The organism is Microcoleus sp. Pol12B4, assembly GCF_036701385.1.
Taxonomy (GTDB): Bacteria; Cyanobacteriota; Cyanobacteriia; order Cyanobacteriales; family Microcoleaceae; genus Microcoleus.
On sequence record NZ_JAUBQR010000064.1, the window covers coordinates 15,228 to 29,800 of the forward strand.

The window sequence follows — 14,573 nt, forward strand, 5'->3', positions numbered from 1 at the left end:
AAGAAGGAAGAAGGAAGAAGAAAGAAGGAAGAAGGAAGATTGTAAAATCGAGTGAATAGTAGTCAACAGTCAACAGTCAACAGTCAACAGTCAACAGTCAACTTCCTGCGATATTTCCAAATGCGCTGCCCGATCGCCGGTGGCAACCAAAACACATGATCCAGCGATCGCTTAACCGGAATTTCGCCTAAAACCTCAGTTCGCCATGCCTGCCACATCAGCAGCAGCCAGAGATTATTGCCAATATAGCGATCGCGCATTGCAACTCCGAGTTGTCCCGATAACATCGAGTCGGCCAAATGGGGCTGCCAGCAATTTTGCGATCGCAACAGATTCGGATTCAGCCGATCGCCGATTGCAGCCCAAAACTCCCGGTAATACCAAACCTTCAAGGGCACACCCATCCCGCGCTTTTCCCGCCAGATAATTTCCGGCGGCAGCCAGCGTTCGGAGGCTTTTTTGAGGATGTATTTTTCGCACGCACCTTGCAGTAGCAGCTCTCCTGGCAGTTGAAACGTCCATGCTGTGAGGTCGGGGTCGCAGAAGGGCGATCGCACCCACAAACCGCAAGCAAACGCCAATGCGGTTGCCCTCGGCTGAATATTTTGGGCACCTTTGAGCATCAGCGAAGCGCGCCGCAGCCTCGCTAGGAGGGAAGGACAGGTTTCGGGATCGATCGCGTCTTGCAGGTAAACGCTCAAATCGTGAGACTGGATGCGATCGAGCATTTCTGGCGAAAAAATCTGTTTTTCATAACCATAAAATCGCTGAAATGTCCGCAAATAATGCTTTTCAAAGGTTTCTTTTCCGGCAGGATGTTCTGCACTGTAAACTCCGTTGGCAATCAAAGGTTTGTTTGTCCATCCGGCAAATAGCTGATCGCCATTCTCGCCATTGAATACAACTCGCACGTCTTGCGCCGCTGCTTGTTTGAGCAAAAACAGCGGGGCTGTTGTGCCATCTCCATAGGGTAAATCGAGGGCTTTGGCGGTTGGCCCGATCGCCCGCAACACTGCATCGCCCGTCGCCGCCACTCGGATCAGCGGAATTTGGAAAAAGTCCGCCACCTGTTGGGCGTAGGGCAGTTCGGAATAGGCTTCGACACCAAAATCGAGGGCATAGGCGCGCACTTGCAAGCCTGCTTTCACTAGCAGCGCCGTCACCAGGGAAGAATCGATGCCACCGGAGAGTAAAACGCCTACGGGTTCGTCGATTGGCAAATCGGCTACTTGTCGATCGATCGCCTGTTGCAACAGCCCTTGCAATTGTGCGATCGCCTCATCCTCACGGCGCAGTAGTTGGGGCGCTTCTTGCCAAGCCGATGGCAGCGATTCCCTACGGCATAGCTTCGCCGCGCGTACTTTCGGCAGATCGTTAACATCGGCGATTTCCCAAATCATCTCGCTTCCGGCTGCTACGGATGCAATTTGCTCGATCGGCGTTAACGGCGTGGGCACGTAGGAAAAACAAGCATAGCTGTGTAGGGCGATCCGGCTAATTTGAGGGGAAGCAATCAGCGGTAGCAGCAATTGCATTTGCGTCGAAAACCAAATCGTTTCTCCCAACTGCATCCAGTAAAGCGACACTCGCCCAAACGGATCTCGCCCCAGCCGTAGCTGTTTCGCTTCTACCGCCGCCCAAGCATCTCCCGGTAAATCGGTTGGCCCAAATCGCCCGCAAGCATTCAGCGTCACTGTGTCAGCCGTAAGTACAGATGCAGAGGCGATCGCCCACTCTGATAATTTGCCCTGCCGAATGCAGTAATCTGGGACTAAACGGCTGAGCGTTTTTGTGCAATCGTCCAGTCCCCAATAGCCGATAAAATGTGAAGGTTTGCCGATCGCACCCATCTATTTCACCGTGAAATGTTCACTGCTGATCACGCGCCCATCCAGGGACATCCGAACTTCCCATTTGCCTGGGGCTGCAGCAGATCCGAGATCGTAAAAGCAGTGGGTATTCCAAACCGCAGTATTGATCGTGCGAGTTTGATACCTGCCCTGATGCACAGTTTGACCGCTAGAATTAATCCAGTCGCATTGTAAAGACAACTCACGACCGATCGGAGCATTTTGCAACGTCACCTGGTAGTAGATGCGGGGGTTGATTTGACGGTTGACTTGAGTAAGGCTGTCACCGCCCTTTTGAGATAGGGCAATTCGATCCTCTCCTGCGACAATTTGAGCAGTTTGCTGCTGCTGATTTTGCCCGAACAGCACGTCTATACCGATCGCAGAAATGACAACAACTGTCGAGGCGATCGCGATCCAGCGATTCCGTCGCTGCTGTTTTTCTAGGACTTCGCGACGGCGCATTTGGGCGATCGCATCTTCTAAAAGCTCATCAGGCAGATGCAACTCCCGTAAAATTTCTCTTACCTGATCGGGCTCCAATTCTAACTCGCGCTGCTGCGATAACTTGTCGATTTCAGCGATCACCTGTGCTAACTGAGTTTGAGTGAGTCGAGGTTCCATAAAGTTCACGATTAGTATCTGTAATGTTCTTTCCCACTAGAAAGTTAAATATAGCGATCGCCTCTCTCTCCTCGAACTCAGCGCCCTCTGCGCTCTCTGCGGTTAAATTACTCATATTATTCAATGAACAGCTCTCTAAGTCAATTCATAAAAATCATAACCTTAACCTCATAAAATTCATATTTATAGTCCTGGACGCATGAGTCCTCATGCGAAACCGGTTTTTTTTACGAAAAGACACGTTGCAACCCGCAGATTAGGTAAAAAGCCCGGTTTCTTTGTCGGAGTGCGTCCCGGACTGACTTATATAAAATCCAGACTAGAAAACTCTTCTACTTTTTTTTGGGAATCATTTAAATTCAACTTTCCTGAATCTATTTTTTCCTGTTGGCGATTCAACCAAATTGCGTTTAATCCCGCATTTTTAGCACCACAATAATCTGCTTTGAAGCTGTCGCCGATATGCAACACATTCTCGGCAGTGCAGTTGTGCTTTTGCAAAGCAACAGTAAAAATTTTAGAGTCTGGTTTTGCTGCACCAACCTCGGTAGAAATTGTCACTGATGTGAAATATTCGGCTAAATTTAGTGCTTTTAATACTGGATAAATTCGGTAATCGAAATTCGAGACTACTGCTAATTCAATTCCTTGTTGTTGCCACTTATTTAATGCTGGGAATACGTCTGGATAGACGAACCAAGGTTCGGCGGTGGCAAAATGAGCGTATAGTTCGACAAAGAATTTGGCAAAGTCTGAAAACTCGTGGAAAATGCCTGCTATTTGGAATGCTTTTGCGGAAACTGTTTGCCACCACTCAAATTCTAATTGGGGAATTTTTGCCGCTTCTATCCCTGGAAATGCCATCGGACTTGCTGAGGCGAAGCTTTGGGAAAATGCTGCATTTAACTCTTCACCCTTAACTGTTACTCCAAACCTCTGGGCTATTTGTCCGTATACCTCGCCGACGCTACCGCGAACATCAAATAGTGTACCGGCGGCGTCTAAAAAAATTACTTTGGTCATTTGTTATTTGTTATTTGTTTGTAGTAAGGACTTCAGTCTTGATTGCCTAGGATTTTAGGTTTGAGGACTTCAGTCCTCACTACAAACTTTTTCAGTTGTGAGTTGTTTGCGGATTCACCACACCAGAATGATTGGCAATGTTGCCCGCAGGTTCAAATCTGCCTCCTAAATATTTGGCTAGGAATTCTTCGGCGATCGCAAAAAAGTGCAACCGATTTTCCGGCCGCGCAAATCCGTGTCCTTCGTCTGTATAAAGCACGTATTCTACAGGTTTGCCGGCTTGCTTCATGGCATTGACAATCTGCTCGCTTTCTGCTAGTTTAACTCGCGGGTCGTTAGCGCCTTGGGCGATGAGTAAAGGTTTCTGAATGCGATCGACAAAAGATAAAGGCGAGATCGATTTCAAAAATTCTGGTTCTGTTTCCAAATTGCCCACGCGGTGATACAGACTTGCTTTTCTCGGTTCCCAGTAAGGGGGAATAGTTTGCAGCAGCGTAATCAAATTGCTTGGCCCGACAATATCGACGGCGCAGGCAAAAACATCGGGACTAAAAGTCAATCCCACTAAGGCAGCATAACCACCGTAGGAACCGCCCATAATCGCAATTTTATCCTGTTGGGCAATTCCTGTTTCTACCAGCCAATTTACGCCATCTAGCAAGTCGTCGTGCATTTTAGCTGCCCATTCGCGATTCCCGGCATTGAGAAAGGCTTTGCCGTAACCGGTGGAACCGCGAAAATTGATTTGCAAAACGGCGTAACCTCGGTTTGCCAGCCATTGGGCTTGTGGATTGTAACCCCAGGTATCGCGTGCCCAGGGGCCGCCGTGTACTAGCAAGACTGTCGGTACGGGCGTTGAGACACCAACCGGTTTTGTCAGGTAGGCGTGAATCGTTAAACCATCTCTTGCGGTGTAAGAAATGGGTTCCATTGATGATAGTTGTAGCCCTTCCAGTTTAGGTTGATTGCTAAACAGGAAGGTGAAAGCTTTGGAAGTGCGATCGTAGGTATAGTAGTAAACTGGGCTGTCGTCTGTCCTGTAAGCGATTAGCCAAGTGGTATCGGCGAGGTTGCGGCTGGTGATGGAGAATTCGCCGGGGCGAAATTTGCCGAGATTCTCAAAATCCTCTGCTATGCTTTGGTCTAAAATCTGCCACTCTTGCTTGTCCTTGTAGAAGGAAACTGCTTGAATCTCTCGGTTGGTCGGGTGTATCAAAATATCGCCGACATCGTATTCTGGATCAGAGGCGATATCAGTTTCTTGTTTGGTTTCCAAGTCGAGTGCGATCAAACGTTTGGCGTTAGCATCGTGATTGCCGATGATGTAAAGAATTTTGCCGTTTTCTGAGAATATGACGGCACCCCCTTCGTCGTCGGGATCCCAGCGTCGCAAGCTTTCCCAAGACTTATCGGCAGTTTCTCGAAATAGCAATTCTGTACTGCCGTCGGCATTTGTGGCTGTCGCCGCCCGCACTTGAAATTGGGCGTCAGCAATCCAAGTCCAACCCATGATGTTACCAGGGTTGTCGGTGTCGAGTTCAACGGCACCGTTTTGGAGGTTGATGCGGTAAACATCGTGTTTGCGGCGATCGCGGATGTTCATTTCCACTAAAATTTCATTAGGGAAGTTGCGGTCAAGGGCGATCGGATGAGATCGAACACCTTGAAATGGTGTCAAGTCGCGAACCAGGTTTGACTGGATATTGACTGAGAATAAATGCCATTTTTCATCACCATCAATATCTTGCTGATAAATGAGTTCTTCGCCGCTGTAAGTCCAGTAAAAGATGCGAATGCCTCGTTTTTTATCTGCTGTCAGTTGGCGATCGTCTGCTTGACCGACGGTACGCAGTTGCACTTGCAAAACGTTGTGTTCATCTGGTGCAATGTAGGCGAGATACTTGCCGTCGGGTGAAAGTTGGGGGCGGGTTCTTTCAGGATTTCCGAACATAATGTCCCGCTCTATCAACGGTGGAATTTCAGGTTTTGGCTGTTGAAATGTGGAATTTTGCATTTTTTCTCGTGCCTAATATTCTCTGAATCTACACTCCGACAGAAAAAACCAGGTTTTTACCAAATATGCGCGTAGTAGTGAAGTATTTTCGTGAAAAACCCGGTTTGGGAACCGCCCTCATAAGTCCTACAATCAATAATCAACCGTCAACTTTCAACAGTTAACAGTCTACAATCAACTAACTTTTAAGCAAATCCTGAATCGGTTTACTAATCCAATTAAAACCAACTTTTAGCTGATGATCAAATGTTGGCATCCGATATAGATAAGCTAAGCGGCGAGCAATGTGGGCTAGTTGTCCGTCGAGTTTAATTCCTAAACCAGCGAGGGTGGCGTTGTCAATTCCTAATGTCATCATTTCTCCGAGCGGCTGATAGCGGAAAGGAAGTAATGGGCGGCCGGTGAGGGAAGCCCAAATGTTCCATGCGGTGTAGTCAGCTTGCTGGAAGGCTGTTTGGGCTGTTCCGGGGACTTTTTGATTAGTTGCATCGTGACATTCTGCTAAGTCTCCCAAGGCAAATATATCTGGATGGTCGATAATTTGCATTTGCGAATTGACTATTAATTGACCGCGGCGGTTTTGTTTGAGGGGTAGCGATCGCACGGCTTGACTAACTTGAGTTCCTACTGTCCACAGCACTATGTCTACGGGCAGAACATCTAATTGTCCTTTGTAAAGTAAGGATATTGTGTCCGCTTCGATCGCCTCTACTTCTGTTTCTAAGTCGAGCCACACTTTCCGTTTTTCTAAAGCTTGGCTGGCTGCTTCGCGGTTAAACTCCGGTGATGTCCGCAGAATCATGTCGCTTTGCTCGACTAACCGCACGCGACCTTTGTCTCCGAGTCGATCGGCTAATTTACAAGCTAATTCTACTCCCGAATAACCGGCGCCGACGATCGCAACCCGAATTTTGTCGGTGTTGCTGGCTTCTAAAAACCGCAGTCTTTCTTCTAAGCGGTAGGCGTCGTCGAGGGTGCGAAATGAGTAAGCGTATTCAACGGCACCTTTGACCATATCTAGGGGAGTTTCGCCGCCTAAAGCTAACACAAGGCGATCGCACGGAATTTCTGGCCCGTCGTGCAACTGCACTCGTTTTTCCTCCACATCGATGCCGGAGACAGTACCCTGACAAAAGCGCACACCTGTGTTCTGCAAGAGTTCGGCAAACGGTGGGGCAATTTCCCAGGTTTGGAGTTCGTCGGTCAGCAGTTCGTACAGCAGGGGAACGAACAAAAATCGATCGCGACGGTCAACTAGGACTATTTCGGGTTTTTCGGTTTTGGAGAAGGGTAACTGACTCAAGCGCAGGGCTGTGTAGAGTCCGCCGAAGCCTCCGCCGAGAATGCAAATCCGGGGTTGTTGTTGAGTCATGATGTTTTGTTTGAGGGGCTCACGGTAGCAAGGAAACTTATCTTATTCTAACGAGAGTGAGGGAGTGGGGAAGGGGGAGAGTGCGGGAGTGGGGGAGTTGGACAGTCGGAAAGTGGGAAAATCTTCCCTCTTTCCCTCGAACCTCAACATCCATCGGTTAAATCCGTTAAACTCACATCTTGGACCATTCTCAATAAGGCAGGACTTACGCACTCAAGGGCCTTAAATCAAAGGTTTGAGATTGCTTAACTACGTTTGCAATGACAGAAAATCGTAGTAGCTGCGTCTAGGAATATAAGGATTTTAGGGGAGGGATCTCCTGCCCAACCCCTACTCCCCATAAGAAATTCATTCTTTGTGGAACAGGCCGTCGGGCCTTTTAAGCGAGAATGGTGCAACATCTCACTGAAATGCGTTGAATCCGTTAGACAATAGGTTTCCGAACAGTTTTCTACATCTCTAGCCTTGATTAGGTTTACCTATTACCCGCCCTCAAATTTTCTGAATGTTCGCAGAACTAATTTTGTACTATATTAGTTTATAACGAATTATTTCGCACATTAAATTCACTTTTTATAGGGTCATCTACTCTACCACTTGCCCCCGCACTCACAAGTGAAAAAAAAACCATGCAAATTTCTTCCAATTCTTCTAAATTTAAGAACGGCGATCATAATAACGAAGACGTCTCATCTTTGTTAAAAAGCGAAGAACGATATAAAAATTTAGTAGCTAATATTCCCGGTGCTGTCTACCGCTGTACCTGCGAGTATATGGACGACGGAGAATTAACACGGACAATGGCGTTTTTGAGCGAGGCTGTTCAAGAAATATCAGGCTATCCCTCTTCTGATTTTATCAACGATCGCGTCCGTTCCTTGGCAAGCATTATCCATCCTCAAGACCGCAAAAATGTGGATGCTACTGTCAAAAAAAGTGTAGCAACTAGAACTCCGTACATCCTTGAATACCGCATTGTCCGGGCTGACGGCGAAATTAGCTGGGTTTACGAAAAAGGTCAAGCTGTTTGTGAGGCCGAGGAGGGTAGAGGAAGACAAGAGAGACAAGGGGAAATTGAGGGCTTTTTGTCGGCTGTGGTTCCGCCGCTTTCGCCGAGCACAAGTTCTCTGTGTCGGGTTGTCTATCTCGACGGAGTAATTTTGGATATTACTGAACGAAAGCGAGCTGAGGAAAATCTGCGAAACACTCAAGAGTTTCTGAATGCGGTATTGCAAAATCTGCCGATTAGCGTCTTTATTAAAGATGCTGTCGAGCAAAAATTTATTTATTGGAATACTGCTAGCGAAGAATTGTTTGGCTATTCCAGGGATGAAGTGCTCTTAAACAATGCTGCTGACTTGTTGACCTCAGAGGAGGCAAATTACTTGCAAGCACAAGATTTAGAAGTGCTAGCAACGAGAAAAGGTGTCGATTTGCCAGAAGAAACTATCCAACTTCCCCACCGGGGAAAGCGGATTTTGCACACGAAAAAAGTTCCTTTGTTTGACGATTCGGGCGCGCCTAAGTACATTCTGGGTATTGCTGAAGATATTACGGAAAGAAAAAAAAATGAAACCGAATTGTCGCGCTTGGCTATTGTGGCTCAAAAAACGCAAAATGGTGTGATCATTACTGATGCTCAAGGCTGCATTGAATGGGTAAATGAAGGATTTACTCGGATTAGTGGTTATGTGCTGGCAGAAATGCAGGGAAAAAAACCGGGTGATGTACTGCAAGGCTCTCAAACAGACCCGCTAACTATTGCTCAACTGCGATCGGCTTTGGCTGCAGGTGTGCCGTTTAATCAGGAAATCTACAATTACAAAAAGGATGGAAAGGGTTATTGGGTGGCGCTTTCGATCGCCCCAATTTATGAAGAAAATGGTGAACTCGAAGGTTTTATTGCGGTGCAAACTGATATTACCGATCGTAAGCAAGCAGAGGCAACAGTCAGGGAAAGCGAGAGTTATTATCGCTGCATTGTCGAGACGGCTTCGGAGGGTGTTTGGATGTTTGATCGCGAAAGCATCACGACTTTTGCTAACTCTCGGATGGCCGAAATGCTGGGGTATACTGTAGAGGAAATGCAGGGGCGATCGCTATTTGAGTTTATAGACTGCGAGTCTAGGAAAATAGCAGAAAGTTACGTGCAGCGCAGGCGGCAAGGCATTCGCGAACGACACGATTTTAAGTTTACTCGCAAAGACGGATCTCACTTGTGGGCGATCGTCTCGGCGACGCCGATGTTCGACGCTGAGGGCCAATTTTCCGGGGTATTGCGGATGATTACCGATATTAGCGATCGCAAACAAGCAGAAGCAGAATTGCGCCAAACTCTCAAAGAGTTGGAATTTGAAAAATTTGCTTTGGATCAATCGGCAATTGTCTCGAATACCGACGAATTCGGAGCAATTACCTATGTCAACGATCAATTTTGCGAACAATTTAAATATTCCCGAGAAGAACTGATTGGCAAAACTCACAGACTTGTCAATTCTGGCTATCACCCAGCAGATTTTTTCAAGAAACTTTGGTCAACCATCCGTCAGGGAAAGGTTTGGCGGGGAGAAATGAAAAATAAAGCTAAAGACGGTACATTATTCTGGTTGGATACTACGATTGTACCTTGCTTAAATACCAGCGGAGAACCCCATCAATATGTAGCAATTCGCAAAGATATTACCAATCGCAAACAGGCCGAAGAAGCGGTGCAGCTTTCCGAAAGTCAATTGAGGAGTAAGAATCAAGAACTGGCCAAAGCCCTGCGGGAAGTGCATAAAACTCAAAGCATGATGGTTCAAAATGAAAAAATGGTAAGTTTGGGGCAATTAGTCGCTGGCGTTGCTCACGAAATCAACAATCCAGTTAGCTTTATTTACGGCAACGTCATGCACGCTGACGATTACTTTAAAGACTTGCTAAAAATGCTGCAACTTTACCAGCAGGAATACCCGAACCCAACACCGGCAATTCAACAAGAGATAGATGATGTAGATTTAAATTTTCTGCTCAAAGATTTGCCTAACCTGTTAAATTCGATGAAAATGGGAGCCGAGCGAATTCGCCAAATTGTGCTGTCATTAAAGAATTTTTCGCGATTAGATGAAGCCGAACAAAAGCAGGTGGATATTCACGAAGGGATTGAAAGCACTTTGTTGATTTTGCAGCACAGGTTGAAAGAAACGGCAGGGCGTCCTAAAATTGTGCTGCTCAAAGAGTTCGGGAATTTGCCCCGCGTACAGTGTTATGCAGGACAGTTGAATCAGGTTTTTATGAATATTATTGGCAATGCAATTGATGCTTTGGAAGAGGCAATGGAGACTGGACAGTGGGCAGAGGGACAACTGGCGCCTATTCCTTATTGTCCTTCGCCGACGCTGCGGATTTGTACGGATGTAAAATATGAACAGGATGCTTTGATGCAAGCAGATTCTGCTGTTGCTGATGATTCAATGCGGCATCCTTCTCATATTGTGATTCGGATTGCAGACAACGGGCCGGGGATTCCGATAGATGTTCACAAAAGGCTGTTCGATCCGTTTTTTACTACGAAAGAACCTGGTAAAGGTACTGGTTTGGGGCTGTCTATCAGCTATCAAATTGTGGTAGAAAAGCACGGCGGGCTGCTTAAGTGCGATTCTGCCCCGGGTCAAGGCACGGAATTTGCGATCGAGATTCCTGTGGGCAATAGTCAGTAGTTATTTACTACCAATGCCCAATGTCCAATGCCCAATGTCCAATTCCTAATTCCTAATTCCCCATAACCATGAAATATAGCGTAATTTACGACGGCAATTGCAATCTCTGCGTTACCTTGGTGCAGTTACTAGAAAATTTAGATAAAGGCCAGAATTTTGAGTATATTTCCATGCAAGATCTAGAGGAATTAGAGCGCTTTGGAATAACTTCTGGTGACTGCGAAATGGGGATGATTTTGATAGATGCAGAGAATCCAGAACGTCGCTGGCAGGGCAGCGATGCGGCGGAGGAAATCGGACGGATATTGCCTGCTGGTGAGGTGTTTGTGGCTGCTTATCGGGCAATGCCGGGGATGAAGTGGATGGGCGATCGCGTCTACGAACAAGTCCGCGATAACCGCTATACTTTGTTTGGCAAGCGATCGACTACTTACAAATCTGTTTATCCGGTTGGCTGTAGATCGATCGACAATTGCGATAATAGCAAGGACTAAAGTCCTTACTACAAACAGGTTCGCAGTGAAAACTGAAGTCCTCAAAAAGATTAATTAAACAAATCGAATATCTGCTGGCAAAAGTCTTTGAGTTTTTGCGCCGACTCCACCGCAGGTTCGGTTTGGCCGAGAAAATTCCAATTTTCCACGGTGGAAAAGTGCCACTGCTGACCGCTATGATCGTAACCGGCTGCCTCAACTCCGATCGCCCGCCGATATCCTTCCACCGGATCTTGGTAAAATCGGATTTGAATCAAAATGCTGCGGCTTTGCAACAAGCGACTTCTACCGGGAAAATGGAAGCCAATGTCGATCGAATCTGGATCTACAAGTTCTCTGGTATCCTGGTCATTCATCCAAGGTTTCAAATCGACTTTTGCATCCGGGAATTCGGACTTGAATAAATTAACAACCGCAGCAATTTTGCTGGCAACTTCTATATTTTTGGCTTGTTCGGCAGCGTTCACTCGAAAAACTCCTATCAAATACAGTTATTACATGATTTAGCTAACAATGTAACTGCATACTGCCTGCTTTAAACAGTGAACTGTGGACTATTTGATAGATATTTAGGAATTGACAAATTTCCAAGTGTATGTTAAGCACAAGTCATACCATTTGAGATTTGAGATGTGAGATTAAACAGTTGGCAATGACTGATTGCGTAAGCGTGGTGAATAAATTTTATCAAAGCGGCAGGGCGATCGCAAATTCTGAACCTTCTCCCAGCACCGATTCGCAAGTGAGTTTACCGCCGTGGGTTTCTTCCACAATTTGCCTGCTGATAGACAACCCCAAACCCGTACCTTTCCCTACTCCTTTGGTAGTAAATAAATGGTCAAATATTTTCGACTTGATCTCCGATGACATCCCTTGACCGTTATCTTTGATTGTAATCACCACGCTGTTGTTATCCTCCGAGAGTTGAGTGATAATGGCGATCGTATTCGGTAAAGCTTCAATTTCCGCGTAAGTACGACCCTGATTGAATTCGTCAAAACACTCGATCGCATTTGCCAGCAAATTCATAAATACCTGATTTAGTTGCCCAAAATAACATTTAACTGGCGGGATATCTCCGTATTCTTTGATAATTTTAATCGCGGGGCGAGTATCTGTAGCTTTCAGACGATACTGTAAAATCATCAAAGTGCTGTCGATGCCCTCATGAATATTTGCTGACACTTTATTCGCACTGTCAGCGCGGGAAAAAGTCCGCAAAGACTTGCTAATATTGCGGATTCGCTCTGTACCTGATTTCATAGATAAAAGCATTTTCGGCAAATCTTCGATCAAATATTCTAAATCAATCTCCGATGCTTTATCCTCTAACTCATCTCCAGGATTAGGAAATTTTTCTTGGTAAAGTTGTAAGCAATCAATCAAATCTAAGCTAGCCTCAGCAGCAGCATCAAGATTGCCCGCAATAAAACCGAGCGGATTGTTAATTTCGTGAGCAACCCCTGCAATCAAGTTGCCGAGAGCCGACATTTTTTCGCTTTGAATGAGTTGCAGTTGCGCCTGTTGTAATTCATTAAAAGATTTTTCTAACTGTTGAGATTTTTCTTTTTCGCGCGCGTACAAACCAGCATTTTCTACAGCAATAGCAACTTGAGAAATTAACACTTTGAATACTTCTACTCTCTCTGCTGTAAAAGCCCCTACTGTCAAAGCATTTTCGAGATAAATTATTCCGCGCCGCTGAGATTGATAAATAATAGGCAAACAGAGAATTGATTTGGGTTGATATTTCTGAATGTAGGTATCTACATTAAAAGGTTCGGCGACAGTCGCATTATCTAAAACCAGATGCTTTTGACTGCGGTGTACATAATTAATCACAGACAGGGGAACATCTTGACGATTTTCTACGGGAATAGAGGATAAAAGTGTCACTTGATCCTCCGCAAAAGTGCCAGTAGCTTCTATGCAGAGAATATCATTTTTCAGCAGCAGGAACACTACTTTTTGAGCCGCCGCATTTTCTAAAATAATTTTGATTAATTTGGTCAACAATTTTTCTAGAACAATTTCACCGTTAATGGCTTGCGCCGACTTAATAAAAGTAGCTAAGTCTAAGAAATCGCCTAAACTACTACTGGTAGTATTTCCAGTAGCAGTGCGGGTGACATCGAGGGTTGGTGTTGGAATTATGCGCGTCTGTGCTACTAAGAAAGGATGTGTTAATTCTAAGTGTTTAACTTTAGCTATGGCTCCCCAATCGATATATCCATAATAGGCTTTAGTCAGATATCCTTGAGAAACTATCTCTTTACCCAAAGCTTGATAAAATTCTCCTGCTAATTCATAGGCTAATGCTTCCTCTTGAATGTAACCGTTTTTGGCTGCTCCATCAATTGCGCGATCGTACAATTCCATTGCTTCGGTATTTTGCCCCAAAACTCGCGCTGTTTCCGCTGCTACCAAGTCGTATTTGTGTTGATAATTCATCGGAGCCTGAACTGCCCATTTTTTCATCTTTTTTTGGTTTTGTAGAATTTTTTTTAGATATTGCTTTTGCTCCCCTCTGTCAGCTTGGGGATACAAAGCGAGGAGACTGAGAGACAAGTAAAAATTATTCACGGAAACTACATAAAGTCCGGATGCGGCTTCTGCATATTTGTCAAATAACCTTGAATTTTCCCATGCTTGCGCGTAGTTTCCGAAGATAAAATTAAGCATAGTTTTGGCATTGTAAACCAAACAAACTACCATAAAGCTTTTAGCTTCTATTAAAATTTGGAGGGTGGTGAATTCATTGAAACTCTCCCCAACTAAATTGCATGGTTCGACAGTTGTGCTACACAAATTGAGGGCTGTCTGTCTCTCTACACTTATATACTGTACAGCCATTTCTAGTTGAGATTGCTGCATTAATTTCACATACTTACCAGTCTCCTGTTCAACCAGATCAAGACGCTCTCCCATCGACAGTTTATAAGTACAATATATATTAATAGAATAAGCCGCATATTCTAACTCTCCAGTTTCCATCCCGGTTTGAAAACCTTCCTTGATATCGCCTAATCCTGACTTAAGATCGGTTTTCCATGGTTGAATAAAAGAACCAAAGACTGCATAAACTCTACTTTTGATTGAACGGGATGGAAATTTGCCTAACAGCCTAATTGCTAGTTGGCCGAATTGGTATGCCAAACTAATGTCGCCTAGTCTGCACAGAATTACGCCATAATAAACGTAGGCAATACTTGCATAAGGCGAATTGCCATATTTAATGCACAGCTTGACCATGCTAAATGTAAGCAGCGGTACCAGTAGGGGTTTTGCCTGAATAGCACTGCTGAGAATCCCTGATAAAATCCGCATGGCTGCTTGTTTGTCGGGATCTGTCATTTCTGGCAAGTTAGCTAAATCCTCAATTCGTTTCAATCCTAAGCTCAGTTTTGTATTAATCAGTCCCGCCACAATATTTAGCGCCTTGGGATTTTGAGGAAAAGAAATGCCTAACAGTTTCAGGACTTCCAGTCCTGTATTGAG

The 14,573-nt window shown here is 45.4% G+C and carries 9 protein-coding genes; 2 read left to right on the plus strand and 7 right to left on the minus strand.

Annotation, left to right across the window (positions count from 1 at the left end; genetic code table 11):
• Positions 1 to 83: 83 nt before the first annotated feature.
• The 5 genes from QUA38_RS11440 to QUA38_RS11460 all read right to left on the minus strand — a co-directional run bounded on the left by QUA38_RS11440 (position 84) and on the right by QUA38_RS11460 (position 6,883).
• Positions 84 to 1,850 carry an asparagine synthetase B family protein gene (locus QUA38_RS11440; RefSeq protein WP_333161823.1) on the minus strand — a complete coding sequence of 589 codons (1,767 nt, stop codon included), beginning with the start codon at positions 1,848 to 1,850 and terminating at the stop codon, positions 84 to 86.
• Complete coding sequence (locus tag QUA38_RS11445) at positions 1,851 to 2,474, minus strand: DUF3859 domain-containing protein (RefSeq protein WP_333161825.1); 624 nt, start codon at positions 2,472 to 2,474, stop codon at positions 1,851 to 1,853.
• Between the two features lie 303 nt (positions 2,475 to 2,777).
• Positions 2,778 to 3,497, minus strand: a complete 720-nt coding sequence (locus QUA38_RS11450) for an HAD-IA family hydrolase (RefSeq protein ID WP_333161827.1) — start codon at positions 3,495 to 3,497, stop codon at positions 2,778 to 2,780.
• Between the two features lie 91 nt (positions 3,498 to 3,588).
• Positions 3,589 to 5,511: a S9 family peptidase gene (locus QUA38_RS11455; RefSeq protein WP_333161829.1), complete on the minus strand. Its 1,923-nt coding sequence runs from the start codon at positions 5,509 to 5,511 to the stop codon at positions 3,589 to 3,591.
• A 178-nt stretch (positions 5,512 to 5,689) separates the two neighbouring features.
• Positions 5,690 to 6,883 (minus strand): NAD(P)/FAD-dependent oxidoreductase, encoded by a 1,194-nt coding sequence (locus QUA38_RS11460; protein WP_333161831.1) that lies wholly within the window; start codon positions 6,881 to 6,883, stop codon positions 5,690 to 5,692.
• Between the two features lie 629 nt (positions 6,884 to 7,512).
• On the opposite strand from QUA38_RS11460, the gene QUA38_RS11465 reads away from it, so the two are divergent.
• Positions 7,513 to 10,581: a PAS domain S-box protein gene (locus QUA38_RS11465; protein ID WP_333161833.1), complete on the plus strand. Its 3,069-nt coding sequence runs from the start codon at positions 7,513 to 7,515 to the stop codon at positions 10,579 to 10,581.
• Between the two features lie 68 nt (positions 10,582 to 10,649).
• The gene (locus QUA38_RS11470) at positions 10,650 to 11,075 is read left to right on the plus strand and encodes a DCC1-like thiol-disulfide oxidoreductase family protein (RefSeq protein WP_333161835.1); all 426 of its coding nucleotides are present in this window, start codon (positions 10,650 to 10,652) and stop codon (positions 11,073 to 11,075) included.
• Positions 11,076 to 11,125: 50 nt separating this feature from the next.
• Here the strand turns inward: QUA38_RS11470 and QUA38_RS11475 are convergent, their stop codons facing one another.
• Both QUA38_RS11475 and QUA38_RS11480 read right to left on the minus strand, forming a co-directional pair.
• Positions 11,126 to 11,542 (minus strand): hypothetical protein, encoded by a 417-nt coding sequence (locus QUA38_RS11475; protein WP_333068578.1) that lies wholly within the window; start codon positions 11,540 to 11,542, stop codon positions 11,126 to 11,128.
• Positions 11,543 to 11,762: 220 nt separating this feature from the next.
• On the minus strand, positions 11,763 to 14,573 hold a 2,811-nt coding region (locus QUA38_RS11480), incomplete at its 5' end, for an ATP-binding protein (protein ID WP_333161837.1).